Raw genomic sequence first — 24,959 nt, 5'->3', positions numbered from 1 at the left:
GTGCGCCTCACCCGCGCGATTCGCCGGCTGCCAGGGCACGCAGAGCGGCGCGGAAACACTCGATTGGAGCCGTGGCCACGCCGGCACCGATCTGGCCGACGCCTGAACTCGCGTGCAGGATGCCAGTCGTGACCTTGGGCGTCGCGTCCATCTCGACGACCCGCCGTACGTCGACCCCGACCGGCGTTCCCCGGTAGTTCCGGGTAGGCAGCTTGAACCGGGTGCTCTCAGCGACGCAGATGGATCCCATTTGCTCTGTCATCGCGACAGCGTCGGCCATCCCCTCGGGCAAGAAGCCGGCGACCGCCGGCGAGCCCGCGGCAGCCGCACCGCCCAATCCCACCAACTCCAGGATCGCGCTGTCCCCGATGTCGCGCGCGCTCGTCTCCGGACCGTAGTCGGGGTAGTACATCGCCTCTGCCACGGGCGGTGCTTCACCGAGGAACACCTCGCTCGAGCCTGCCAGCCGAATCCCATACGAGGTTCCGTTGCGGCACATCATCGTGACGATGCTTGATCCCTCGACCTGCTCGGCCCACATCGCCGCAGACTTCGCTGCTGCCATGGCAAGGTTCAGGAAGAACAGGTGATTGCCGGACAGGTACTGCGCCAGGTCGAGACGTCCGAAGTCCGGTAGTTTCGCGATCTGCGGGAGCAGGTTGCGGACCAGCAAGCTGCTGGTGCCCTGCGTACGCATGTGCACGTCGTCGCCGATCTGGACCCCTTGAGCGGCCAGGGCGAAGATGTCGATCGGTCCCGATGAGTGGAGGACCTCACGCAGCATCGGCCCCGCGACATCGCGCAGGAACTCCAGCCGGTCTATCGCTGCCGGCGTCTCACGCCCGAACCAAGCGGTCTCTCCCGGCCCCTGGTTGATCGGAGCGAAAGCTCGTGTCCCGCCGTCCCGGTTGTCAACCGCAAACACTGGCGTCGATGGACCGATCGCACTTGCCATCGGCATCACCGTGTCGTGCCGGTAGGCCGGCCGCAGCCGCACCGTGCCGTCAGCAAGGATCCGGTCGGCCCCCTCGATGGACTCAGCCCAGCCCTCGGCAACGGTGGCGGCTCGCATCGACCGACGCAGCGGATCACAGACATCGGTCCATTCGATGGCGGGCCCACAGTGCAGCAACATCCGACCCGACAAACCCGGGACGAGGGTCTCGGCTGGCGCGACGTCCACCAGCAACGGAACACTCTGGTCCAATCGCCGTACCGCTTCGGCATTGGCCCTGTCGATATCGGACGCACGCGGCCCGAACAACTGCTCCAGGTCACCGACCAGGTCCAGTTGCCCGTCTGCCGGTATCCGCCAATCCACGTGTTCCACCGAGGCAGCCTGATCCCGAACTGCGTCGGCAAAGATCGAAAGGCCTATGTTGACGACGGCCACCTCGTCCGGCAGGGCAATTGAGCGCGATGAATCAGCCATCAGTGTTCCTCCAGGTGTCCGGCGGTCAGTTTCGCCCGCTCGATCAGCTGTCGCTCAGCATGGTCAAGGGCCTGCCGACGGCGCTCCACCGCGGCTTCGAGACCGTCAGCCTCGTGTTCACATTGCCTGATCATCGACTCGACTGCCTTCGGTGCGGCACCACCGGTGCCCTTTCGGCTTTCGATGATCACCCGCGGGTCGAGCGCCGCAGTCAGATCCAACGCGGCCAGGCCCCAGGGCTGCCCGGTCTCGACAATCGCAGCCTCGTCGAGCATGGCTCCGGTGATGCGTCGACCCGGGATCCCCTGTTTGCTGGCTTCACGAACAGTCCTGCCGACGACCTCGTACGCGCTGCGGTAGTCGATGCCGCAGGCCTGGACAATGAATTCGCTGAGGTCAGTGGCTTGGGTATATCCGGCATCGAGTCCGCCAGCCATCTGCTCGACGTTGACCTCGAGGGTGCCCACAACTCCGGTCATCAGACGTGTGACTCGGATCGCGAGGTCCAGGGCCCGTGGCACCTCGCCATACGCGAAGATCAGGTTGTCGCTACGTGCGGACGGGCTCTTGGCGACCGCCAGGAACCCGGTCAAGCGCCCGATCAGCACCCCGGATGCCCCACGGACGATCGACAAGGAGTAGGGGTTGCGCTTCTGCGGCATCAGGATGCTCGACCGGGTAAAGGCGTCCGCGAGGTCAACGAAGTCGAACTCGCTACTGGACCAGATCTCGAGGTCTTCGGCCAGCTTGCTCTGCGTGGATAACAAGCTGGCCGCACTTGCCAGCACGTGAATGAGCCCGTCGATCTGCCACATCGCATCGCGCGTGTGCTCAATCACGTCGTCAAAACCCAGTTCTGCCGCGACGAACGTACGGTCGTCGAGCAGTCGGGTTCCATTGACGCAGCCGGCCCCGGCGGGACTGCGGTTGATGTCGTCGAACTCGTCCAGCAGTCGATAGGCGTCGCGCACGGCAGGGTAAACGAACGACAACACGTAGTGGCCGAACGTCGAAGGTTGTGCCTGCTGCAGGTAGGTCTGGTCCGGCATCAGTGTGTCGAGGTGTCGGCCGGCGAGCGCGGTGGTGTCGCGGGCGAACTTCACCACGTCGTAGACGAGTTCGAGGAGTTGATCTCGGACGTGGATCCGCAAGGCTATCCGGGCCGCCTCCCGTCGTGGCCGGCCGGCATGGAGCCAGCCGGCAACCTTGCCAAGTCGCTCAACGAAGAACCGTTCGCGGGAGTTGTAAGGCTCACCGAACTCAGGGTTGTACGGGAAATCTTCGACCGCCATCTGCTGAACCTCGAGCAGAAGCCGTAACAGGTCGCGGGCCGCCGCTGCCGGGACGATCTCACGTCGCAGCAGGTCCAGCACGTGTGCGATGTCAGCCAGGTTCAGGCCCTCGTGGAGAAAGAGGGCGTCGGCATTCTCTAATGCGAATCCGCTGTCGATCAGCTCTTGCGCGGGTCCCGCCTGTGGTGGACCGCTACGTCGCATCGGATGCGTCACGATGCACCTCCCATCAGAGCCGTGAGCGACGCAGCCACTCCCCCCGTGTGCCAGAAAACAGCAGGGGTCGGGGCGTCAGCGGCCAGCATCGCCCTGAACAAGGTCATGGCTTTCGCCCCGTAATAGTCATCGAGCAACAGCCCCTCATGTTCCAGCGCCATACGTGAACTGACCTGATCCTCAGCTGAGGCAATACCAAAGCCTGCGCCCCGGCAGTCACGGACATCGACGTCGTCTGCGGAGGGTTCGTGGAGGCCCATTGCGGCTGCACACGCACGCGATGTACGGAGGACCTCGCGCGCCATGCCTTGCGCTGGCCGGCTCACACTGGCGCCGACTAGCCGCCATGGCAGATCAAACCCGACCTGTCCGGCGACCAGCCCGGCCTGTGTGCCTCCGGACCCGGTGGCCACCACCACGGTACGGGGAGTGATCTCGGCCAAGTTGCACTGCTCGGCCAACTCCCGCGCTGCAAGGGCGTAGCCAAGTCCGCCGACGGCTGTCGCCCCGCCGCGGGGAACCGCGTATGGGCGCCGACCTGCGGCACGAATCGCATTGGCGTGCTCGAGGACACGGTCGTTGAGTAGGTCGCGTGTCTCGACCACGTTGAAGAACAACCGAGCACCTACGGCCCTCGCGAGCGCGACATTCGGCGACGGAACCGATGGCGGCTCCCCGGAGAACAGCAGGTCACAATCCATCCCGACGACACGTGCAGCAATCGCCGCCGCTGCGCAGAAGTTCGACGAAGGGCTGCCGGCGGCGACGAAAATGTCTGCCCGTTCCGCGAGGGCTGCACCGATTAGGTACTCCAGGGCACGCGCCTTGTTGCCGGCGATGCCGAAGCCGGTGAGGTCGTCACGCTTGACGAAGAGCGGCGCTGCATCGAGGACACGCTCCAGACGCGACGCCCGCACTAGTGGAGTCGGGAGGATTGCGAGTCTGGTCCGGGGCGGGGTCATGTCCATGCCTCCGGCTCCAACGACCGCGCCAGCCGGGCGCGAGCGACGACTTCGTCGACCATTCTGCCGGCATCGCCCACCTCCCAGGTCGTCCAAGCCTCCCGGTCTTTCTCGCTGGCGACACCCTTGGTGACCAATGCGTCGAGCACCCCGTGGACGTCGCGTGTTCCTGGCGCGAGGATCTCGTGCATGAGCCTCTGAGCAGCGTGCTTTCCAAGCTTCTGGGTCAGCCCAGCGAGGATCTGCTCGGACGCCAGTTGGTCGCCGTATCTGTTCAGGTTGGTCCGCATCGTCTCCACGTTGACGACCAGGCCGGACAGCAACCGGAGGGCCAGTCGGAGAGCTACGCCCGTCAGCAGACAGGCCTCGGGGAGCGCGACCCATTCGGCCTTCCATCCGCGCCCGTCGCGTTCGTGCCCGACAACCGTGCCTTCGGTCAGCACCTGGGTATGGGCACGGACCAGCCGTGCCAAGGTGTCCAGGTGCTCGCTGCCCTCTGGATTGCGCTTGTGTGGCATCGTGATGCTGCCGACCGTGTCGGTCGTGGTCGGCTCGCGCAGTTCACCGATCTCAGGTCGCTGCAATTCGTAGACCTCGTTGCCGATCCGTGCCATGGTGCCGCAGACCATGGCCTGCACGGCGCTGAACTCGGCGATCCGATCCCGCGAACTGAGCCACGAAATCGTCGGGTCGGCCAATCCCAGCTCCAAGCAGAACTCGGCACGGAGGTCTACACCTTGCGATGCGAAGAATCCGAGGGTACCCACGGCTCCACCGAGCTGGCCGACGAGCCATCGCGAACGTCCCTCCGACAGTCGTTGAAGATGGCGTCGAACCTCGTCGGCCCACGAAGCCACCTTGAAGCCGAAGGTGATCGGCGAGCCAGGTTGACCGTGGGTTCGCCCAGGCATGAGCGTGTCACGATGCTCGACGGCCATCACCAGCAGCGTGTCCTCGATCGTGCGGAGGTCTCTCCACATCACTGCCCCGACATCGCGCATGACGAGGGCAAACCAGGTGTCGGTGATGTCCTGGACCGTGGCACCGTAGTAGACGTACTCACGAGCCTCATCCGGAAGTACCTTCTGGAGCCCATTGATCAGCCCCAGCATCGAGTGCGATGTCCGGCGGGTCTCGCTGCCCACGAAGTCGAGGTCGAGCCCCTGTGCGCGGGCATGGTGCGCGATCTGTGTCGCCGCCTCGGCCGGGATGATACCCAGTCGCGCTTGTGCAACGGCCAGCGCGGTGAGGATGTCCAGCCAGGTCTGCAATCGCGCGCGTTCCTCGAATATCAGCGCCAGCTCGGGCGTCCCCCACAGGTGCGCATATTGCTCGGAGTCGCTCAGGCGGGTGCCCACGTCGGCTCCCACTGTTCGGCCACGGTCGTCAGTGCCTCGGATATCTGGGCCAGGGAAGCCCCCCACGGCACGACGACTCGACCGTCGCCGGCCTCGATGTGTGTCTCGAGCAGGCAGCACTTGGCCAGGAGTGCGCCGGTGCCGCCGGTTCGCTTCCGCGGGCAGATGTCGACCTGCTCGGCACGGTTCCCGTAGAACCACTCGTGGATCTGCTGTGACCTCTCACAGCCGATCAGCGTCCATGGTCGGGGGTCGGGATGTTCGTCCAGGTAGTCGGTGGAGGCACCTTCGATGGATACCCCACCACCACGGCACGGAAGGAGATAGCTCGCCGTCATCCGGGAGCGCGCCAACTGGCCGAGCTCCACGACGTCAGGAACCAGCTCGATGGGTGGCAGGTGCTCCGCGCAGTCGACTACGCGCCGGGCCTGATCGACGAGTTTCGCTGGGTAGGGTGGCACCACCTCCCGAACCGTTATTCGAAGTGGGTCCGGGTCGATGATGAAGTTGACATGGCTGTATCTGCCCTGAACGACGACACCGCGCTTTCCCTGCGCCCGGGTCGACGCAGCCTGTGCCAGCGCGGTGGGTATGGCGGTGTCGACCTCGGGTTCGTCGAGGTAGACGCAGTCGGCAGCCGCGACCAGGAGCTGTAGCGCCGTAATGGGTGAGAACAGCGGGTCCTCGGATTCCTTTTGCGCCGCGACGATGGCCGTCCGAATGCCGTTCCGGACGACGATGAACCGGGTGCGACGATATGCCTCGAGGCCGATGAAGTACCCCCTCAGCGAAGCCTCGTCGAGTTCGCAGTCGACCGAGGCCACTGCCACTCCGCGATAAGCGCCCGGCACGACATTGCGTCGGGTGCTTTCCGTCGGCCCGGTCACGCGGGCTGCCACTGCCGCGTGAGGTCGCACGTGTCGGCGCGAAGTCCCAGACGCAGCGTCTCGAGCGCCGGCACCTCGTCTGCTGGGATGTTGGCCAGGTTGACGTCGCATCCAAACTCGCGGATAAGCCAAGCCTGTTGGTCCTTTCGAGGCGCCTCGAAGAGAACCCTCTCGATCCCACCGCCAAGCACCGCGGCGGCTACGACGTCCTCACGGATTGATCCGTCAGCGCGATAGATCCCGACGGTCCCACTTTCTCGACCTTCCGTGATGACCCAGTTGGCTCCGGCCGTGAGGTCGCTGGCCACCTCGGCCGTCCACTGCTCCGGGGTGAGAACCTTTTCGGGGTCCTTGTTGCCCACCTCCGACAAGACGACAAAAGCCGCTGCGGCCCGGCGGAGCAGGTCGTGTTTGTCACCAAGAGTCATCGGCGCGACGCCGCGGGAGACCTCGACGGTGTCGAATCCGACGTCGGCTGCCCAGTCCAGACAGTCCTGTGCCTTGCCTTGAGCCCAGGAGATCTCGAGTAGCGTCCCACCCAGGCAGGCGTGAATCCCGTAGTCCTTCAGCATTGCCAGTTTGTCGGGCAATGCGGTGTCGATGTAGGCCGTGCCCCAGCCGAACTTCCATACGTCTATGAAACGCGCTGCGGTGGCTAGCGCTGACTGAGCCGACTCCGGCGTCATTCCCTTGTCGAGCACATGGGTGAGACCTACCGTCCTGGGCTTGGTGCTGCGCTCTGGCAGGCTGAGGAACGTAGGAAGAGTCACGTTGCCTATACTACATGTGTTGTCCACTTTCCGACAGGTCGGCTAAGAGCCTCGCCACCCGATCAATTGTGAGGGGCGTCATGAATAACGGTTCGAATCACGCGGTTGAGCTCGGCGAGCTGGCCGACTTCCTGCGATCCAATCCGGCCCTCGGGGCGAAGAACGAGATCAAGCTCGTCAGCGATGTCCTGGGAGCCGGGAGTTGGGTTCATGGTCCGGGCGATGATGGCGCCGTGGTGACCGCCCGGCCCGGCCGGGAGCAGGGCGCTTCGGACGCCGACCAGGTCATCGCGTGCGGTGAGGCGTTGCTTCCGGCATTCGTCGCGTCAGACCCGTACGGCGCTGGCGTTGCAGCAGTCCTGACCAATGTCAATGACCTTGCCGCCATGGGCGCCACTCCCCTGGCAATCGTCGACACGATCGTCGGCACGTCTGAGCTCGCCCGGGAGGCGCTGCGCGGAATGAGGGATGCGTGCGGGTTGTATGACGTGGCGCTGGTCGGCGGCCACCTCACGTTGCACGACGGTGCACCTGCGATCTCGGCGTTCGGCGTAGGGCGCGCCGCAGCCGTGCTTTCCACGACCAACGCCGCCGCAGGTCAGTCGCTGATCGTGGCCGCGTGCACGACGGGAACGATGCGCTCCGACTTTCCGTTCTTCAGCTCGCTTGAGGCACGTGGCACCCGGATGGCCGACGATGTCCGCGTCCTCGCCTCAGTGGCTGCGTCCGGTGCGTGTGTTGCTGCCAAAGACGTCAGCATTGCCGGACTCGTCGGCTCGTTGGCCATGCTGCTCGAGTGGAGCCAGCTCGGCGTGACATTGGAACTCGACAGGCTCCCCTGCCCAGTCGGCCAACCGATGCAGGCATGGTTGACCTGTTTTCCGGCGTATGCGTTCTTGCTGTGCTCGCCCCCAGGACGCGAGGCCGACTGCCTTTCGGCCTTTCATGCACGCGGACTCGAGGCGGCGGTCGTTGGTCTGATCGACGAGTCCGGGCTGTTGAAGTTGCGCTCCGGAGGACGCCGGGCCACCGTGATCGACCTCGTCGCAAGCGAGGTCACGGGCCTCGCGCATTGATCCCGTCCTCGAGCCTCAGTACGGTTGCCATGCCCTTGCTCTGGCTTGGCAGGACGATGCCCATGGGCTGGTGAGCAAGCCCCGCGTAGATCTCCGTCGTGCCCACAGTGGTCCAGCCGAGGCGCCGAAAAAATGTGACGTTTGCGGGCTGGATGTGCGCTGTCATGGTTCGTCCGCCGAGCGCGGCCGCGGTGGCCACCGCGCATCGGACCAAGGGACCACCAACGCCGAGGGTGCGGTACGGCGCGAGCACGGCGAGCCGGTCGCCCTGCCAGTGGCCGGTCTCCGGGTCGAGCAGGAACAACCGGACGGTTCCCGCGACGGACCCGTCGCTGTAGCCGAGGAGCGCGATCGTGGAGTCTTCACGATCGTGAGCATCCAGGTCTGATTGGCTGAACACTCCCTGTTCGTCGACGAAGATCCGATGGCGAATGGCGAGGTGATCGGCGCGTTCGCTCGCCGACCGAACGCGCCGGCACACAATCCTGGAGTTCGCCGGGCGGGGGGCCGGAACGGCGAGTCCTGCGAGCCTCAACTCAGACTGCATGGGGAATCTGACCAGGCCGCGGACCGATTTGCAGGACAGCTTGGACACTTTGCAGTCCGGAACACGCCTGGCATCGAGCACAGCCAGCCTTGGGAACGCTGGAGTCCATCCCCCGCTCGCTCATGTAGCTGGCCACCCGGCGATAGATGCGCTCGGTGTAGTCACGCTCCGGTGGTACGACGTCTTCCATCAGGCTGCCGGCGACGGGTCGGATCGGGACGACGAACGGGAACACACCCATGTCGATGGCCCGCCGGCAGCCCTCCACGGTGATCTCCGGATCCTCACCCATCCCCAAGATGACATAGGTGGAGACCTGGCCCTCACCGAAACGGGCGACGGCGCGTTCCCAGGCGCGGAAGTAATGTTCGATGCCGGTTCGGGCCTTTGCGGGCGCGACATGCGCGAGTACCTTCGGGTCGAACGACTCGACATGGATACCCACCGAGTCGATCCCCAAGTCGGCGACCTCGTCGATGACGTCGAGGTTCAGTGGTGGCTCGAACTGGACTTCGACAGGCAGCCCGGTGGCCTCCCGGACGGCGTGTCCGCATCGCGCCACGTAGCGAGCGCCACGATCCACGCCGTTGGAACTTCCAGTGGTGAGCGTTGCGTCCACGGCGCCGTCGAGCTCTTTGGCAGCCATTGCCACCTCGGCGAGCTGCTCTGGGCTCTTCTTGACGATCGTGCGACCCGAATCCAGCGAGACTCCGATGCCGCAGAACTTGCACTGATCGTCGTTGCCCCAATAGGAGCACGTCTGCACCACCGTGCTGGCAAACGAATCCAGGTGCAGCAGGCCAATCTTCCAATAGGGGATTCCGTCGTCCGTGCGGAGGTCGTAGAAGCGTGGGCGTTGCTGGGTCGAGGCGCTGGCCAGCCTCTGGCTGCCCTCGAAGATGGCATAGCCGTCGTCCTCCGCCTTCAGGACATACGGCGAGTCGGCGGCAGCGGCGTTATCGGTCGGGACTGTGATCGGGAAGCCACCGACCCAGAGCATGCCGGAGTCTGAGGGTCCAGCGCCGCCGCTTCGTCGCTCTAGGGGGACTTCGACCCTGAGGCCACGAGCCTGCAGATCCACGACAAGTGTCGACAACGCCGCGGCGGCTGCGGCCGGGCCCGGGACCTGGGCCGGGGGCGGGGGCGATTCGGGTGACGCCACAGCGGAGGACCCACGACTCACGTTCATTTGCATTCTCCCGGCCTGTTTACTTCACGACACGATTCGTAACCTTTAGTTAAGGTCGATGGTGCTGCGATGTCAAGGGCTGCCGCGCCCGGCCGCACTTTGTCGGCGCACACAAGCTCACGGCATCGCAGCGCCGACGCCGCATCGACGACGGCATCGGCAGGCAGCGCCCCCATCGTGAGTCCTGCGTCAGCGGCGAGCTCCGGCAAGCGGCCAATCAGCTCGCGGCGTCGCTCCAGCACTGTTGTGATGTCCATGCAGTTCCGACGGAGCTCGTTTGCGACGAGCCCGACGAGTACGGTTGCGAGCTGGTAGCCGACGGGATCCATCATGACCATGGGGTAGAGGCGGGCCTCGGCAGCCGTGAATCGTGCCATTACATCGAGAGGGATCTCGCCCCTGGGCTGATCCATGTCCCTCACCTCAACAGACACTCCCTTGTGCCTACCTGCGACGTTCACTATTGTTCATGAACACCTAGTATATTACACGCACGTATGCATCCTCTCCGAGCGTGTGCGTGTCAGCTGATTTTGTCCATGGAATCGAGGGATTGTGGCCAGGACCGCGGTCGTCGCGCTCGGCGGAAATGCTCTCGCCGGCGAGGGCCAGCAGGGGACGTACGGCGATCAGCGCGCAAATGCCACGGCCATGGCGACGCCCATTTGCGCGATGCTTGACGCCGGTTGGCGCGTGGTCGTCGTACATGGCAACGGCCCGCAGGTCGGCAATCTCGCGATCCAGCAGGAGATGGGTCGCGGCCAAGTTCCCGAGATGCCGTTGTTCAGCCTGGGAGCCATGACCGAGGGACAACTGGGCTCACTGATTGCGATTGCGCTGTACGGCGTGTGCGGGCGACGCCACCGTGTTGCGGCCCTTCTGAGCCACGTGATTGTGGATCTGGATGATCCTGCGTTCGACCGGCCGACGAAGCCGATCGGGCCATTCTTCTCCGAGGTTGCAGCAAGGAGACTGGCTGAAACCCAAGGTTGGGACATCATCGAGGACTCCGGCCGCGGTTTCCGCCGTGTTGTCGCATCACCCGAGCCGAAGAGCTTTGTCGAGATCGACGCGATTGGATGCCTGCTCGATGCCGGTCATGTCGTGGTCACCGGCGGAGGCGGCGGGATCCCCGTGGGTCGTCGAGAGGGCGGTTGGGACGGCGTCGACGCCGTCATCGACAAGGACTACGCCGCCGCCGAGCTCGCCCATCAGCTGGGTGCGGAAGCGCTCGTCCTCATCACCGGGGTGGACGCCGTCCAGCTCGACTTCGGCAAGGGAACCCAACGTCGATTGACGTGGCTCGACTCCGCCGAGGCAGAAAGGCATCTGGCGGCTGGGCAGTTCCCGGCCGGCAGCATGGGACCCAAGGTTCGCGCTGCCATCCAGTTCGTCCGGCGCGGCGGGCGCGTTGCGGTGATCACATCGCATCAACTCGTAGTTGACACACTTGGCAGTGCCGACCCGACGGACCAGTCCGTCGGGACGCGAATCATCCATGAAGACAGCCGACAGGGAGCCATTGCATGACCATGGCCATTAAGTTCTTCCCCGACACTTACGTCGACTCGGTCGTGCAGCTTCGTGGAATGCGGGCGATGCGGGAGATCGATGGCATTGAGTGGGCCAGTGCCGCGATGGCCACTCCAGCGAATGTTGACGCACTTCGTGCCGAAGGAGTCGAACAGGGGCGAGTGGCCCACGCCGGTTCCAACGATTTCTTCCTCGTCGTCAGGGCTACCACGGACTCGATCGCGGCCGAGGCTCTAGCCGCTGGCGAAGCCGCAGTCATGTCCTCCGGCCATCCCCACGACGGGGGCGGCCAACCCGACGCACCGCGCTCGCTGCGCGACGCGATGGTTGCCCAACCTCTGTCCAACGTGGCGGTGATCTCCGTGCCCGGCGACTACGCCGCACTGGCAGCACACCAGGCGTTGTCGTCGGACCTGCACGTCCTGCTGTTCAGCGACAACGTGCCGCTCGACAAGGAGGTGGCGCTCAAGGACTACGCGCTCTCCCGTGGCCGGCTGGTGATGGGTCCGGGGGCCGGGACCGCGATGTTCGGCGGGGTAGGCCTGGGATTCGCGAACGCGGTCATGCCTGGACGCGTCGGCGTCGTCGCCGCTGCGGGCACCGGCGCTCAGGAGGCCATGGCCCTGCTGGACCGGTGGGGGGTGGGCGTCCGCCACGTCATCGGCGTCGGCGGTCGCGACATGTCCTCGGAGGTCGACGGACGCATGGCACGCTCGGCGATCTCGGCCCTGCGCGATGACCCGGGGACGGATGTCATCCTCTTCATTTCCAAGCCGCCGGCGCCCGATGTGGCTGCCGCGGTGCTCGCGACGGCAGGCGAGACGCCGCTGGTCGCGGCACTGATCGGGTTGGACCCTGACTTCGCGGCGCCTGCAGGGGTCGTCCTTGCTGACACTCTCGAGGCCGGCGTGACCGCGACGCTCGGCCTGCTGGGGCTGACCGCGCCTGACACGACCGCGACGCTGGGTGCCTCGGTGGACGAGGTTCGGGCAAGGCTGGCGCCGGGGCGCTGGCTGATCAGGGGATTGTTCTCCGGCGGGACCCTTTGCTACGAATCCCTGGTCATCCTGGGCCGGACGGTGGGTGAGATCCATTCCAACATCGCGATCAACAAGGAGTGGGGCTTGCCGGCCCCGGACCGGTCTCACCAGTGCCTGGACCTGGGTGAAGAGGAGTACACCCGCGGACGTCCCCACCCGATGATCGACTCCGAGGCTCGGATTGAGTTGCTCCTCGAGCAGGCAGCAGACCCTCACGTCGCGGTGATCATCCTCGATGTAGTCCTCGGCTACGGTGCCAACGCCGACCCCGCCGGGATTCTCGCGCCCGCGTGTGAGTCTGTTATGGCCGGCGGTGGCCCGCAGGTTGTCGCTTACGTCTTGGGCACCGACCAGGACCCGCAGAGCTACACGGCTCAGCGCGATCGCCTGGTGCAGGCTGGTTGCATCGTCACGGAAACCGCGGCGAGGGCGTCCCTGGTCGCCGCGGCGATCGCCACCGGCGATCCGAGCCTGGTGAGGACCAGACTGTGAACACCGTCACGGCCCGAGCCGACAAGCCCCGAGTGGCGCTGGTCACGTATTCGACCAGCGCCAGAGGCGGCGTCGTCCATACGCTGTCGCTAGCAGGAGCGATGGTGGACAGGGCGATGCCCGTACGCATTGTCGCGCTTGGGAAGCCTGGCCAGAACTTCTTCCGGCCGGTGCGTGCGCCGTATTCGCTGGTTCCGACGTCAGCACCGGCAGACACCTTGGAGGAACGGGTGTTCGCCTCGATCGACGACCTGGAGGCTGGGTTGTCGAAGATCGCCGACGAGGTGGACATCTTTCATACGCAGGATTGCATCTCGGCGCGCGCCGCCGCTCGGGTGCGTGACGCGGGTGCCCAAGTGCGTGTGGTGCGGACCGTGCACCATGTCGATGACTTCACGACAGCTGCCCTGGTCGATTGTCAGCGCAAGGCCATCGAGGAACCGGATCAGCTGGTGGTTGTCAGCAAGGACTGGCGTGACCGGTTGAAGGCCGACTACGGCGTCGATGCCGTCGTCATTCACAACGGCGTCGATGCCAATCGTTTCCCTCCGATTGATCCCGGAAAGCGCGCCGCGTTGCGACAGCATGCAGGTGTGGATGAGCGCTTCGTGTTCTTGTCGGTGGGTGGCATCGAACCACGCAAGGGAAGCATCTTCCTCGTCCAGGCGATGTCGATTCTCGCGCACGAACTCGATCCCGCCCCTGCCCTCGTGGTGGTCGGTGGACACTCCTTCCAGGACTACACCCGATACCGCGACGAAGTGCTGGCGGCGCTGCCCGGCCTGGGCCTTCAGCTGGGCCGCGACGTCATCCTTGCCGGCTCGATCAGCGATGCCGAACTTCACGATTGGTATCGCAGCGCCGACGCGCTCTCCTTCCCGTCAGTCAAGGAGGGCTGGGGTATGGCCGTCCTCGAGGCGATGGCAGCCGACCTTCCCGTCGTTTCCAGCAACATTGCCGTATTTCGCGAATACCTGGCGCCGGACCAAACCGCCGTCATGACCCAGGCAGGCAACCCTGAGTCGTTGGCAGTGGGGATGCGCAGGCTCGTCACCGACCATGCACTACGTGACACGTTGATCCGGGGCGGTCGTGATCTGGTCCCAGCCTTCAGCTGGCAACGCGCCGCCGACGAGCACGCCCTCCTCTATGCCCAGATGCCGGACTAGGAAGCGGCCTACCCACGCACCGCGCGGCCGCCGCCCGTTCGGGCTGCGGCCGCGACTTCCGAGCAACGTGCGGTCTTCATCGAAGCAAGCCGACTCCCTTCGGCGCCCCCAGATAATGCACGCCTCACACGGTCCAGGTCTGCATGATCAAGGCGTTGTTGCGTCGAGCCGTCAGCACCGCATCCAGGACGTCGAGCGGGTTGATCGGCTTCACGCCCTCCATCATGTCGATTTCTCGCATGCCGTAGAGAGCTGCGGCTGAAAACCTGCATGCGTAGACGTGGCCGCCTTCGTCCATGAACGTCTGTAGCTGCTTGTTGTAGCCGAGGGCGCCGGGGAAGGCTTCGTCGCCGACCTTGGGGTAGCCGCGCGCAGCCGAGGCCATCAACGAGCCCGGGCCATAGAGCACCAGGTGGGTGTCGAAGCCCTTTCGGTTAATCCGGGTCGCTGTCAGCATGTTCACCAGACCCACCGACCCCTCGAAGGGCACCGTGTGCATCAGGATGTACGCGCTCTCTCCTGGCTCCGCCTGAATGTCCTCGAAGACCTTGTCGTCGTAGTCGACGATTGCGTCGCCCTTGTTGACGCGCTCACCCACGATCTGTGCCATTGCGAGACTCCTTCTTTGGTTGGATTGATGTGTTCGACAAGTGGGACTGCACGGCTGAGCCATGCGCCTGGGGCGGTGGAGCCCACTGTCGACGGTGACTTCCCGGCATCGCCAGCATGATCTTGTGACGCAGAGGCCATGGCAGCACCCGGTAGACGGGTGCGAACACCCGGAGCCAAACGAACTCGCGAAGTCCGTGCGGTGGCCGCGGCGTTCGAGCTCCGTACTGGCGGGCGATCCGCCCTTGGGCCGCGATCAACAGATAGTGCTCTGCGTTGCTCCGTAGCCAACGGGAAAGGGGCATCGTCAGCCCTTCCGCAATCCGTCGATGCCGCTTTGAGCGGCAACGACTATCGGCTCGTTGAGCGCCCCGATTGCCGGCGAGTAGACGTTCTCCATGTGAGCCAGGTCGTGCAGGGTCAGTCCGAACTTGATCGCCACCGCGAGGAAGTCAGCGCGTTCCTTGATGCCCTCACCGCCGACCATCTGGGCCCCGAGGAGTCGCAGACTTCCCGGCTCGGCCAACAGTTTGACCTTGACTGGCTTGACACCCGGGTAGTACCGAGCTCGCGAAATGCCCTCCGCGCTCCCCACGACGTACGGGATCCCCAGAGCCGTTGCCGTGGTCTCACCGAGGGACGCGCCTCCGATGATCCACTTACCCGCCGCGGTCCCCCACGGCACATAGACGGCGCTGTAGGCCCGTGAGCCACCTGCCGCGTTGATACCTGCTGTCTTTCCCTGCGCGTAGGCGTGGCTGCCCGTGAGTCCCTGGAGTGGCACGCCGGTCAGCCCGTTCGGAATCTCAGTGCAGTCACCGGCTGCGAACACCCCCGGGGCGGAGGTCGCCATCCGCTCGTCGACGATGAAGCCGCCGGTGGAGCCGATGTTGAGGCCAGCAGCGACGCCTAGCGCGTTGTTCGGTTCCTTGTGGGTGCAGATCACCGCAAGATCAGCGTTGATCTCGCCGTCGGACGTCTGCACGGCCCGCACCTGCCCGTCGCCGCGGAAAGCCTTCAGCGTAGTGTTGAAGTGCGTCGTGACACCGAGTTCGCTCCAGGACTCCTCGACCGGCGCCATGATGTCGGGATCGGCGATCTCCGACATCGGCCAGGGACTCGGGTCTACCAGGTGGGTCTCGATGCCGCGGTGAGCGAGCGCAGTCACCATCTCCACGCCGAGTGGCGAAGCCTCGACCACCACCGCCGACCTGACCGTGTCCAGGACCTTGTCCCATTCCATGGCCTCGCGGATGTTCTTCACGTAATAGAGACCCCCGAGATCTCCACCGGGAACACCCGGGTCGGCGTAATTGAACCCGGTCGCCAGCACAAGGGTGTCCCACGGAACTTCGCCCTGACCGGCAACCTCGACCACCTTGCGATTCACGTCGACCCTGGTGACGTCGGCGTTGTATCGGACGTCGATCCCGGCATCGACATAGGCCTGCTTGGACGCGAGGAAAAGCCGCTCGAAGCTGTCGATCTCCTTGCCGTGCACGTAGGGGATACCGCACGGGCTGTAGGCAACATCGTCGAAGCCGGTGTAAACCGTCACCGCACACTGAGGATCGACAGCCTTGGCGCCGCCCGCCGCGCCCATCCCGGCCGCTCCACCACCGACGACTACGATCTTGCGCGTCACTCCAGGCCTCCGTCTGAAGGTGGGCGTCAAGCAACTGCCGCTCACCATGGTTGACTTTCGTTTACTATATTGCATGATGCCTACGCGTCAAGGGGATAGAGGACATGACCAAGACCAAGAGCACCTCTGCGGCTTCGGTCCGCCTCGACGAGCACGTCGACGAAATCGTCAGCTCCATCGGCCCGAAGGTGAAGAAGCTCCGCCAGGAACAGCGGCTTTCGCTGCAGCAACTGGCGGTCAAGGCGGAGGTGTCTGCCGCGGCAATCCACAAGATTGAGCGAAACGACATGGTGCCGACGATCACCACGCTGCTGAAGGTCGCGAAGGCTCTCGACCGCCCGGTGACGTACTTTGTCGAACAGGATGAGGGCCAGCCCGAGCCCGTCGCATTCACGCCGGCGTCGGACCGCCCAGCCTTGTTCACCCCACATGTTGGCCTGACCCTCGCCGGCGTGTCCGGCCCCTACGCCCCCTTCCGGAGTGCAGCGGCGCTCGCCACCGTCGATCCCGGCGCGAACAGTGGCGACAAGCCACTTGTCCACGCCGGGGAAGAACTGGTCTTCACGCTCGAGGGCTCGTTGATCTTCGAAATCGCAGGGACACGGCACGAGGTCGGGACCGGCGACGCGCTCCATTTCATGGGCGATCAACCCCATCACTGGGTCAATGAGGGTGATCGCGCGGCGCGCGCGCTGTGGGTGGCGCTGCGGGACTCGTGACGGCAGTTGGACACATCGGAGCGTCGTCAACCCGCACTTGGCCGGCGACTGAACCTTTCCGGCGGCTGGACGCTTCTGGATGCCCTAAGACTCGGTGTCGACGGACGGAGCAGCGAGCGCCGGGGGCCACGCGGGAGACCGCGGGCGCCCGCTCGCCTGCTTCCGGTCTCTACTATCCGATATGATCTTGTAGTATAGTTGGGAGGCATGGCTTCCAAACTCGTCAATGACGCCCACCGCCACATCGGCCTCCTGCCGGCGTTTCCGTTCTACGGCGGCCCGGCGGTCCACCCCGACAGTTCGGCTCGCGGCACCGTCAAGGAATTCCTCGCCGACCTCGATGTCGAAGGCACCGAGCGAGCCATGGTCATGCCCAACTACGGGGTTCCTGACGCGGCTGTGTCGTTCTCGTTCAATGAGCTCGCATTGGAGGCAGCCGCCGCAGATGACAGAGTCAGTTGTGGCTTGTGGGTGTCGCCGCGACCTCAGGACGCCGAACTGAATACAAGCGCCCTGGCGCACACCGGCGAGAAGGGCGTGAGGGTCCTTAAGACGAGTTTCCTGTTGGGTGGACGAGTCGATGACCCCGAGTGCGCGCCGCAGCTGGACCAGATCTTCAACGCCGCACGCTCGTCAGACCTCGTAGTACACGTGCACACGTCGTCCGGTGGGGCATCTGACATCGACGAGATCGGTTCCCTGGTCGAGCGCTACGGCGACGACGTCAAAATCCACTTGGTACATCTGGGGGGCGGTGTGAGTGCACACATCAAGCTGATCGGGAGTCGCTTCTTCGACTGGATCGAGGCGGGCAAACAGGTCTACACCGACACAAGTTGGGCTGTCGGATTCGCTCCGCGTTGGCTGGTGAAGGAGATCGAACGGCGCGGGATCGGCCATGACCGACTGCTATTCGCCAGCGATGAGCCGTGGGGCGATCACGTCGGCGAACTTGCTCGCCTTCGCGCGGCGGCCGGCGACGGAGAGCTCGCAAACTTGATCCTTCGTGACAACTTCACAACCCTCTACGGCTGATCCGGCCAGGATCCAGGGCGATTTGCTCCGGTGGCATCTCCTCCTCGTCGGGCGCTCGCTCATCCCTCCAGGCATCCAGCCCTGTAGTGACTGAACAGACTGGCGTACGGATCCCGGTGAAGCGTGCGTGCCGCGGCTGAAGTAGGCGACGGCCGGCGGGTGATCCGTGGTGCGATCTCTCACAGCCGACTCGAAGAAGGACACAACGATGACCGTCCGGTCCGGTATCGACCTGCCCCTGGTGCTCGGGGATCAGCTCGCCCGGGCCCGCCCTGACCTGTTGTGCAAGATGCTTCAGAAGCTTCACCCGGAGTGGGTAAGCCTGCGTAACGGATGCCGTCACCGCGACTTTGACACCCGCGCCGGAACGGGTCGACGTCGCGATCCCCAAGCCGCGGCAAGGGTCGTCCTTCCCGGAGTGGCCGCCGGAGCGCGGCAAGCGGGCCGAGCGGGCGCTCACCAGCGTGGTGGCGACCTGCTACCCGCTCGCGTCTCGACCCGGAGGATGGACAAGCCCGTGCAGAGCCTGGGCATCACCAGCCTGTCCAAGTCCCAGGTCGGCGAGATTTGCCCAAGGAGCTCGACGCCCATGTGGAGGAGTTCCCCGACGCCCCGACGACGCGGGCCCTTTCCAATTCGTAGCCGCCGACGCGCTGGTGCTCAATGTCCGCGAGGGTAGCCGCGGCGTCGGACGACGCATGGCCTGTCGCGACCGGTGTCAACACCGACGGGGCATCGGCAGATCCTCGACCTCCACGTCAACTACCCGCGGAAGTCGGGCCGGCACAACTGATGGCCGCGACCCGAAGAAGTCGTGGGGCTGGGTAAGGCCACTATTGCACTCGATCGACGACCAGCCCGCGGGGGCACGCCCAGCTCGACCGCGTCGTCGAACGCCTGACTGAAAAGCTGCCCAAGGTTGCCGTGCACCCGGAAGGGTGCACCCGCCGACAGCCTGGCGTTCACCACGTTCCCCAAGGAGGCCTGGCGCCATTCTGGCCCAACAATCCCAACGAGCGCCTCATCCACGAGGCCCGACGCCGCACCGACGTGGTCGAGACCTTTCCCGACCGAGCCTGCATCATCCGCCGCGTGGGCGCCGTCCTGACCGAACAACACGACGAAATGGGCCGAAGGCCGAAGCTACCTCGGCCCCGGTGTCCTGGTCCGTCCGCTCAGAAGGCCGTCACCACCAACGACGAGGGAGGTGCCAGCCGAAGTGCCCCTGCGAGGCATCACGGCTTTAACCACAACGACGCAGGATCACTCGCCGTACACCAGGTCAATGGACATGACTCCCCTGCGCCACCACCGTCTTGAGTCGAAGCATCGCCACTTTGCTTGCGACCGGCAACACAACGGCCAACAGACCTGCCGTCAACCGCCATGGTTTCCCATGTCGGATCTTCCTACGGTCGCACCAGAGCCGGGCGAAGGAGGTTCGCCGGCGCCGGAGATAGGAGAGGCCAACATGCCACTCGGCAAACCTGCCACGGCCGGGCACTCGCCGGGCTCCAGTCCCTGGCCCGGGAGGCGGACGTCTGGACGTCGGACCTCGACTCCAGAAACGGTTCCGCTCGCCTTGGCGGTCAGTCACCAAGGGGACGTGGCAAGCCTTATGAGTGAACCGCAGAACGACTACCGCCCAGGCGACCAGGCACCGTCCGGGCCGCCGAGCCGCGGATCGACCCTAGTGGCGGTCCGCCACCCGGGGTGTCGCGTTACATGTGCTTTCAACGGCGCGACAGAACGGCACCACGACAGGCTGGTAGCGATCGAGTATGACCAAGATGCGTTCCTGGAACTCATGGAGCTGGCGGTCACGTGGCCGGAGCTCGAATACTCCGAGACATCCACGATTCGTCCCGATCGCTGGATGACGTTCGTCGAGAGCCACCGCTGGGAGGACCCCGACCGTGTGCAGCGGATCTTTAGCCTCGCCACCGACGTCGTCATGGCGGCCAGCCGCCCGAGCAAGCATGGCGGCTGCGTCGGGGAGGTGGTTGCGCTGGATATGCGGCTTGAGATTGTCGGACAAAGTGGGGATCGCGGCGATCGGGGTGAGAGACGATGCCGAGCATGACGAGCAGCACCGGCACCCCGGAGACGAGCAGCCTGCCGCTCAGCGACACCGAGGCACACATCGAGCTCAACGAGGCGTACGCCGCCCACAACTACCACCCGCTCCGCGTGGTGCTGTCCGCCGGAGAGGGCGCCTGGGTGACCGACGTCGAGGGGCGTCGCTACCTCGACTGCCTGGCCGGCTACAGCGCACTGAACTTCGGCCACGCGCACCCGCGCCTCGTCGCGCGGGCGCAGGAGCAACTGGGTCGGCTCACGCTGACCTCGCGGGCCTTCTATGACGACCAGCTCGGCCCGTTCGCCCGGGACCTCGCACGGCTGACCGGCAAGGAGATGGTCCTGCCGATGAACTCGGGCGCCGAGGCCGTCGAGACCGCGATCAAGCTGGCTCGCAAGTGGGGCTACCTCGTCAAGGGCGTCGCGGAGAACCAGGCGACGATCGTGGCGATGGAGGGCAACTTCCACGGCCGGACCACAACCATCGTGTCGTTTTCCACCGACCCAACCGCAACCGCCCACTACGCGCCATACACCCCGGGCTTCCGAGTCGTTCCGTACGGCGACCTCGCCGCCCTCGAGGCCGCCATCGACGAGACCACGGTCGCCGTGCTGCTCGAACCCATCCAGGGCGAAGCCGGCGTGATCATCCCGCCGGACGGCTACCTCCAGCAGGTACGCACGCTGTGCAACTCCGTCGACGTCCTGATGATGGCCGACGAGATCCAGTCCGGCCTCGCCCGGACCGGGCGGACCTTCGCCTGCGACCACGAGGACGTCGTGCCCGACGTCTACGTCCTGGGCAAGGCTCTCGGCGGCGGCCTCTACCCGGTCTCGGCGATCACGGCGGACAGCGACGTGCTCGAAGTGATCACCCCCGGCTCCCATGGCTCGACCTTCGGCGGCAACCCTCTGGCCGCTGCGATCGGCCGCGAAGTGATCGCGATACTGCACACGGGTGAGTTCCAGGAGCGCGCCGAAACCCTCGGTGACCGGCTGGCCGCCGGCCTCGGATCGCTCGTCGGCCAGGGCGTCGACGCGGTGAGGGCCCGTGGGCTGTGGGCGGGCGTCGACGTCAGCCCTGAGCTGAGCACCGGCCGGCACGTCTGCGAGCAGCTTCTCGACCACGGCATCCTCGCCAAGGATGCGCACGGCCAGACCGTCCGTCTGGCCCCGCCTCTGGTCGCCTCCGAGGACGACATCGACCTCCTCGTCACCGCCTTCCAGACCATCTGCGCCGGCTGAGCCGTCACGAAGGTCTCCTCGAACCGAGCCCGGAGCCAGTGCCTGACCTCGCTGGTCGAGCATTCGCTTCTGACATGATCGCGCTCGCCGGGCTAGCTGCCTCGCCGGGCTGGGCATTCGGCGCGTGGTTCTGGACTTCACCGGCAAGCCCGCCGGGGCGGCCGCGTCGCACTCGAGCTCGACCTGCTCGGCGTCAAGCTGGACCACTCCCGGCCCCGACACCCGCAGACCTGCGGAAAAGGTGGAGAGGTTCCACCAGACCCAGAAGGAGTGGGCCATCGACGCCGAAACCAGCCAGCTCCTCCGCGACCTCACCCTGGACCCGGCCAAGGACTACCAGCCCCTCGACCGCCCCCCAGGCCCCGGCCCCAAACCGGCCTGAAAAGCAACGATGTCCAACGATGTCCCGAGACACCTGTCAACGGTGTCGCGGGACATCGCACATTGGTAGCTGGGGCAGGATTTGAACCTGCGACCCCTTGATCTCCTACGTTGCGCTCATGGTGTTTGTGGACGTGTACTCATTGCCGCTCTGACCTGCACGAACGTCGAATCGGTAGCTCCAAGGTTTGCTCGGGTTGGGCGTCGCAAGCGGCGTTCTGACCCAATACTTGGGGAATATCCGCGACACGACGCCCTGGCGATCGAGCTGGCGATCGAGTGATTCGAACCCCATGCCTTGTCATTGCGGCGGAAGGTCCCCACTCCTCGGAGGAGTTTCGACGAATCCACCAGCAACGCTGCTGGGCTGATCGCCGCCGTCGACGACGACTTGTCCTCCCCATGCTACGGCGTCGGCTCGGCCCGTCTTGGAGTTCCTAGCGACATATGTGGCCAATAGGTTGCGACCCGGGAGTGGCCGGCCGGGGGTGAACGGACGGCCGTCGTCTGCTCGGTCATTCCGGTTGGGCCCATCAGCAGCATTCGATTCGCGGAGCGACCGCATCGCAGCATTCGCGGGGCCCGAGTTCGGCGACGAACATGGACGAAACAACGAGGAACCCGCCGAGCCAGGCAGCCACCGAGAGTTGCTCGCCGCCAAGGACGACGGCGATCACAGCGGCGAACACCGGCTCCATCGTCATCACGACCGCCGCGGTGGTAGCGGAGAGAGCGCTTTGGGCCTAGGCCTAGACGGCGAATCCCAGGCACGTGGCCGCGAGCGCAACGTACAGAAGCGCCTGCCAGGCCGAAGCGGTGACGGGGACACCCACTTGACCGGTCAGCACCGACACGGCACCAGAGACGGTCGCTGCCACCCCCACCGACCAGGCAGTCAATCCGTAGGCGTTCGCCGATGTCGCCCACTCGCTGAGCCCGGCGATGTGGCCGGCAAAGCACGCTGCACCGCACAGGGTCACCAGGGCTCCGAGTGAGAAGGAACTGCCGCCACCCCCGGTCAGTAGTGCGAGGCCCAGCCCGCACAGCGCAACCGCGATCCAGCCCGCGGGGCCGACCCGAGCATGGAAGGCGGGGCGATGGGGCGTGGTCCGGGTGCGGGCCACTCCGGTCCCGGTGACCACCGCGGCGGGTTCCACACCCGGCCGACCCCGGGGTTCTAGTCCGGCCCCGGACGGCGCCGGGCTAGGAGGTTCGCCGCCGGGTGCGGGGTGGTACTAGCGCGGCCCAGATCATCTCCAGGCTCCGATCCAGCCAGTCGTCATCGACGCGGCCGTGGCGGACCAGCTCGCCCAGGTAGGCGCCCAGCAGCAGGCTCACCAGTCCGTCCGGGTCCACGTCCGGGCGCAGCAGCCCCGCGGCCACGTCCTCACGGATCCGGGCCACCAGCATCTCGTCGTAGGGACGCAGCGCGGCGCGGAACAACTCGGTGAACTCCGGGTCGGAGTCACCGACGATGGCCGCCAGCCCGCCGGGCCCGAGGACGTCGGCCATCTGCCGCCACGCCTGCCGCAGCGAGAACCGGACCTTGTCCCGGACCGTCCCCTCCGCCGGGAGCTGCGGGGCTCCGATCGCGTTGTGCAGCGCGGCGGTGAGCAGCTCCCGACGGTTGGCGTACCTGCGGTAGATGGAGGTCTTGGCGACCCCGGCCTTGTTGGCCACGGCCTCCACGGTCACGACGGAAGGCCCGCCGTCGTGCAGGAGCGCGAGCACCGCGCTCTCGAGACGCTGGTCGAGGTCGGCCTGACGCGGTCGCCCGGGCCGCGGCTTCTCGCCCTGCCCGGTCTCCCCCGGCCCGGGGAGTTCGGTCTCCTGCTTCGCCTGCCTGGTCTTCGGCACGGTGCCTCCTCGAGTCTCAGGAATAGAATACGCTACGCCGCTTGTTTTGTAACTGATGGCGAAAGGAGTTCATTTCCCGATGACCGAGTTCGACTACCAGATCATCTGGCTGATCGCCACGGCTGTCATGACCGTGACGGTCCTGGCCTTCGGCACCCTCAAGGCCGCCGACCTGCTGCCCAGCCGCACACGCAAGTCCGCCGCGGCGCCGGCGCCCACCAGCCGCGACGAGCGGCCCGCGACGAGCGGCCCGCGGCCCCCGACGAGCGTCCCGAGGACCACCGTCACCGACACCGACAGCACGCTGCTTGAGCTGGGAGGAGTTCCCCATCATGTCCGATCTGCAAGCCCTGATCCTGCTCCTGGTGACCACCGCCCTCACCGCCGGCGTCCTGGTCGTCGGGATCCGCGAGGCCTTGGGCCCAAGCCCAGGCGACGGCCGCGCGGCCCGAGGCGTTGCCCCAAGTTGGCGGCGCATCGCGCGGGCCACCTGGCCGGCTGCTTGGGGTGCGCCGCCGCAGCCCCTGGGTGAGCCCAGGCAGGGAACGCCTCCCCCGGGCGCGGCAACTGAGAGTCCGCCGGGCCCGACCCACGACCACGCGCCCCAGCCCGAAGGAGGCGTGTCCCGATGACCGACGTTGACGGCATGTCCGGGCTGCTCGCTCTCGGAGCCCTGGCGGCAAGCGTCATGACTGCCACGGTGCTGAGCGTCGGCGCGATGATGCGCACGAGCCTCGGCGCCCGTCCACGCGTCCTCCGCCGCCTGCCGATTGGGCAGCGAAAGCGCCGACCGCGTGAGGCAGTCCACGCCCGGAGCCCTCGCGTGGTGCCTGCCGCGGGCGCGCCAGGACCGACCGTGCGGCGTGACCCTCGGTCAGCTCGCGTTCCGGTGCAGCCAGCGAGTCCTTACACGCAAGTGGTCCGGTGCGCTGCGCGCCGACCCGCGGTCCCGCCCCCGATGACTGCATTGGCCTGAAATGGAGTCCTGATGAACACCTCCTCCGACGAAGCCCGCCCCACACCCAACGCAGCCCCGGGCCTGCCCGCTTACGCGTCGCAGCCGGAACCCGGGTCGCGGCCCAAGCGGCGCAAGCACCTGATCGACCCGGCCGCGCCGCGTCTCGTGGACAGCGCTGTCGCGGCGGAACGGAGCCTGACCCGGGTGCAGCGCTGGGTGGCCTCCAGCCTTGCGGTCACCACGATCCTGCACATGTCCGTCGGGCTGGTCCTGGCGGCCATGTTCGTTCCCGAGGACCGGCTCGACTCCCAGATCGGGCTGAATGTGATCGCCGCTGCCTTCGGTGTCATGGCGGTGGCCGCCGCTCTCGTGATCCGCGGCCGCAAGCTGCTTTCGCCGTGGCTGCTCCTGGGCATCCTGCCCGGCATCGCCGGCCTGTGGCTCACCCTCGGCTAGGTGCGGCAGCAG

The 24,959-nt window shown here is 66.0% G+C and carries 24 protein-coding genes and 2 pseudogenes; 12 read left to right on the top strand and 14 right to left on the bottom strand.

Annotation, left to right across the window (positions count from 1 at the left end):
- Positions 1-7: 7 nt before the first annotated feature.
- The 6 genes from EKO23_RS15765 to EKO23_RS15740 are packed head-to-tail and all read right to left on the bottom strand — an operon-like array spanning position 8 to position 6,917.
- Positions 8-1,432 (bottom strand): YlbE family protein, encoded by a 1,425-nt coding sequence (locus tag EKO23_RS15765; RefSeq protein WP_134718980.1) that lies wholly within the window; start codon positions 1,430-1,432, stop codon positions 8-10.
- Positions 1,432-2,940 carry an argininosuccinate lyase gene (locus EKO23_RS15760; protein ID WP_217702651.1) on the bottom strand — a complete coding sequence of 503 codons (1,509 nt, stop codon included), beginning with the start codon at positions 2,938-2,940 and terminating at the stop codon, positions 1,432-1,434. The genes EKO23_RS15765 and EKO23_RS15760 overlap by 1 nt, the downstream gene beginning before the upstream one ends.
- Positions 2,937-3,908, bottom strand: coding sequence for a 1-aminocyclopropane-1-carboxylate deaminase/D-cysteine desulfhydrase (locus EKO23_RS15755; RefSeq protein WP_134718978.1), 972 nt, complete (start codon positions 3,906-3,908; stop codon positions 2,937-2,939). The genes EKO23_RS15760 and EKO23_RS15755 overlap by 4 nt, the downstream gene beginning before the upstream one ends.
- Positions 3,899-5,260: a class-II fumarase/aspartase family protein gene (locus tag EKO23_RS15750; RefSeq protein WP_134718976.1), complete on the bottom strand. Its 1,362-nt coding sequence runs from the start codon at positions 5,258-5,260 to the stop codon at positions 3,899-3,901. The genes EKO23_RS15755 and EKO23_RS15750 overlap by 10 nt, the downstream gene beginning before the upstream one ends.
- Complete coding sequence (locus tag EKO23_RS15745; protein WP_425464403.1) at positions 5,245-6,258, bottom strand: XcbA family protein; 1,014 nt, start codon at positions 6,256-6,258, stop codon at positions 5,245-5,247. The genes EKO23_RS15750 and EKO23_RS15745 overlap by 16 nt, the downstream gene beginning before the upstream one ends.
- On the bottom strand, positions 6,144-6,917 hold the full coding sequence (locus EKO23_RS15740; RefSeq protein WP_134718972.1) for a phosphosulfolactate synthase: 774 nt from the start codon (positions 6,915-6,917) through the stop codon (positions 6,144-6,146). The genes EKO23_RS15745 and EKO23_RS15740 overlap by 115 nt, the downstream gene beginning before the upstream one ends.
- Positions 6,918-6,997: 80 nt before the next feature.
- Between EKO23_RS15740 and EKO23_RS15735 the strand changes: the two genes are divergently transcribed.
- On the top strand, positions 6,998-7,993 hold the full coding sequence (locus EKO23_RS15735; RefSeq protein WP_167880509.1) for an AIR synthase related protein: 996 nt from the start codon (positions 6,998-7,000) through the stop codon (positions 7,991-7,993).
- Here EKO23_RS15735 and EKO23_RS15730 read toward each other — a convergent pair.
- From EKO23_RS15730 to EKO23_RS15720, 3 genes are read right to left on the bottom strand one after another with little or no spacing between them, the layout of a single operon-like run.
- Positions 7,974-8,540, bottom strand: a complete 567-nt coding sequence (locus tag EKO23_RS15730) for an MSMEG_0567/Sll0786 family nitrogen starvation N-acetyltransferase (RefSeq protein WP_134718968.1) — start codon at positions 8,538-8,540, stop codon at positions 7,974-7,976. The two genes, EKO23_RS15735 and EKO23_RS15730, sit on opposite strands and share 20 nt — an antisense overlap.
- Positions 8,530-9,729 carry an MSMEG_0568 family radical SAM protein gene (locus EKO23_RS15725; RefSeq protein WP_134718966.1) on the bottom strand — a complete coding sequence of 400 codons (1,200 nt, stop codon included), beginning with the start codon at positions 9,727-9,729 and terminating at the stop codon, positions 8,530-8,532. Before EKO23_RS15725 ends, EKO23_RS15730 begins: the two co-directional genes overlap by 11 nt.
- Positions 9,726-10,142, bottom strand: coding sequence for a hypothetical protein (locus tag EKO23_RS15720; protein ID WP_134718964.1), 417 nt, complete (start codon positions 10,140-10,142; stop codon positions 9,726-9,728). Before EKO23_RS15720 ends, EKO23_RS15725 begins: the two co-directional genes overlap by 4 nt.
- Before the next feature lie 142 nt (positions 10,143-10,284).
- Here EKO23_RS15720 and EKO23_RS15715 point away from each other — a divergent pair, with 142 nt between their 5' ends.
- Genes EKO23_RS15715 through EKO23_RS15705 form a run of 3 tightly spaced genes read left to right on the top strand, consistent with a single transcriptional unit; the run spans position 10,285 to position 13,963 of the window.
- Positions 10,285-11,259 (top strand): carbamate kinase, encoded by a 975-nt coding sequence (locus tag EKO23_RS15715; protein WP_134718962.1) that lies wholly within the window; start codon positions 10,285-10,287, stop codon positions 11,257-11,259.
- A complete protein-coding gene (locus EKO23_RS15710; RefSeq protein WP_134718960.1) occupies positions 11,256-12,794 on the top strand; it encodes an AllF/FdrA family protein in 1,539 nt (512 codons plus the stop codon). Before EKO23_RS15715 ends, EKO23_RS15710 begins: the two co-directional genes overlap by 4 nt.
- On the top strand, positions 12,791-13,963 hold the full coding sequence (locus EKO23_RS15705; protein WP_167880508.1) for an MSMEG_0565 family glycosyltransferase: 1,173 nt from the start codon (positions 12,791-12,793) through the stop codon (positions 13,961-13,963). The genes EKO23_RS15710 and EKO23_RS15705 overlap by 4 nt, the downstream gene beginning before the upstream one ends.
- 124 nt (positions 13,964-14,087) lie before the next feature.
- Here EKO23_RS15705 and EKO23_RS15700 read toward each other — a convergent pair whose 3' ends face one another.
- Positions 14,088-14,573 carry an MSMEG_0572/Sll0783 family nitrogen starvation response protein gene (locus tag EKO23_RS15700; RefSeq protein WP_134718957.1) on the bottom strand — a complete coding sequence of 162 codons (486 nt, stop codon included), beginning with the start codon at positions 14,571-14,573 and terminating at the stop codon, positions 14,088-14,090.
- Between the two features lie 306 nt (positions 14,574-14,879).
- Positions 14,880-16,217 (bottom strand): FAD-dependent oxidoreductase, encoded by a 1,338-nt coding sequence (locus EKO23_RS15695; RefSeq protein ID WP_134718955.1) that lies wholly within the window; start codon positions 16,215-16,217, stop codon positions 14,880-14,882.
- A 104-nt stretch (positions 16,218-16,321) separates the two neighbouring features.
- Between EKO23_RS15695 and EKO23_RS15690 the strand changes: the two genes are divergently transcribed.
- The 7 genes and pseudogenes from EKO23_RS15690 (at position 16,322) to EKO23_RS15665 (ending at position 21,677) form a co-directional block, all read left to right on the top strand.
- Entirely contained in the window at positions 16,322-16,936 is a 615-nt protein-coding gene (locus EKO23_RS15690) for a helix-turn-helix domain-containing protein (protein ID WP_134718952.1), read from the top strand.
- A 207-nt stretch (positions 16,937-17,143) separates the two neighbouring features.
- Positions 17,144-17,971, top strand: a complete 828-nt coding sequence (locus tag EKO23_RS15685) for an amidohydrolase family protein (RefSeq protein ID WP_134718950.1) — start codon at positions 17,144-17,146, stop codon at positions 17,969-17,971.
- Between the two features lie 316 nt (positions 17,972-18,287).
- Positions 18,288-18,654 (top strand): annotated as a pseudogene (locus tag EKO23_RS26225) (transposase); the annotation flags it as partial.
- Positions 18,655-18,895: 241 nt separating this feature from the next.
- On the top strand, positions 18,896-19,291 hold the full coding sequence (locus EKO23_RS26715; RefSeq protein ID WP_425464402.1) for a transposase: 396 nt from the start codon (positions 18,896-18,898) through the stop codon (positions 19,289-19,291).
- A gap of 487 nt (positions 19,292-19,778) precedes the next feature.
- Positions 19,779-20,054, top strand: coding sequence for a hypothetical protein (locus tag EKO23_RS15675; RefSeq protein WP_134718948.1), 276 nt, complete (start codon positions 19,779-19,781; stop codon positions 20,052-20,054).
- A complete protein-coding gene (rocD, locus tag EKO23_RS15670; RefSeq protein WP_134718946.1) occupies positions 20,051-21,295 on the top strand; it encodes an ornithine--oxo-acid transaminase in 1,245 nt (414 codons plus the stop codon). Before EKO23_RS15675 ends, rocD begins: the two co-directional genes overlap by 4 nt.
- A 124-nt stretch (positions 21,296-21,419) precedes the next feature.
- Positions 21,420-21,677 carry a hypothetical protein gene (locus EKO23_RS15665; protein WP_134718944.1) on the top strand — a complete coding sequence of 86 codons (258 nt, stop codon included), beginning with the start codon at positions 21,420-21,422 and terminating at the stop codon, positions 21,675-21,677.
- 532 nt (positions 21,678-22,209) lie between these two features.
- On the opposite strand, the pseudogene EKO23_RS15660 reads toward EKO23_RS15665, so the two are convergent.
- From EKO23_RS15660 to EKO23_RS15650, 3 genes and pseudogenes are all read right to left on the bottom strand, one after another.
- Positions 22,210-22,404, bottom strand: a pseudogene (locus EKO23_RS15660) (EamA family transporter); the annotation flags it as partial.
- A gap of 475 nt (positions 22,405-22,879) precedes the next feature.
- Positions 22,880-23,533 (bottom strand): TetR/AcrR family transcriptional regulator, encoded by a 654-nt coding sequence (locus EKO23_RS15655; protein ID WP_134718940.1) that lies wholly within the window; start codon positions 23,531-23,533, stop codon positions 22,880-22,882.
- A gap of 93 nt (positions 23,534-23,626) precedes the next feature.
- Positions 23,627-23,827, bottom strand: coding sequence for a hypothetical protein (locus tag EKO23_RS15650; RefSeq protein ID WP_134718938.1), 201 nt, complete (start codon positions 23,825-23,827; stop codon positions 23,627-23,629).
- Positions 23,828-24,521: 694 nt separating this feature from the next.
- Here EKO23_RS15650 and EKO23_RS15645 point away from each other — a divergent pair.
- Positions 24,522-24,947, top strand: a complete 426-nt coding sequence (locus EKO23_RS15645) for a hypothetical protein (RefSeq protein WP_246051111.1) — start codon at positions 24,522-24,524, stop codon at positions 24,945-24,947.
- Positions 24,948-24,959: the final 12 nt, after the last annotated feature.

The organism is Nocardioides guangzhouensis, assembly GCF_004519545.1.
Lineage (GTDB): Bacteria > Actinomycetota > Actinomycetes > Propionibacteriales > Nocardioidaceae > Nocardioides > Nocardioides guangzhouensis.
Note: the sequence above shows the minus strand (reverse complement) of the source record. Positions and strands in the feature narration are given on the sequence as shown.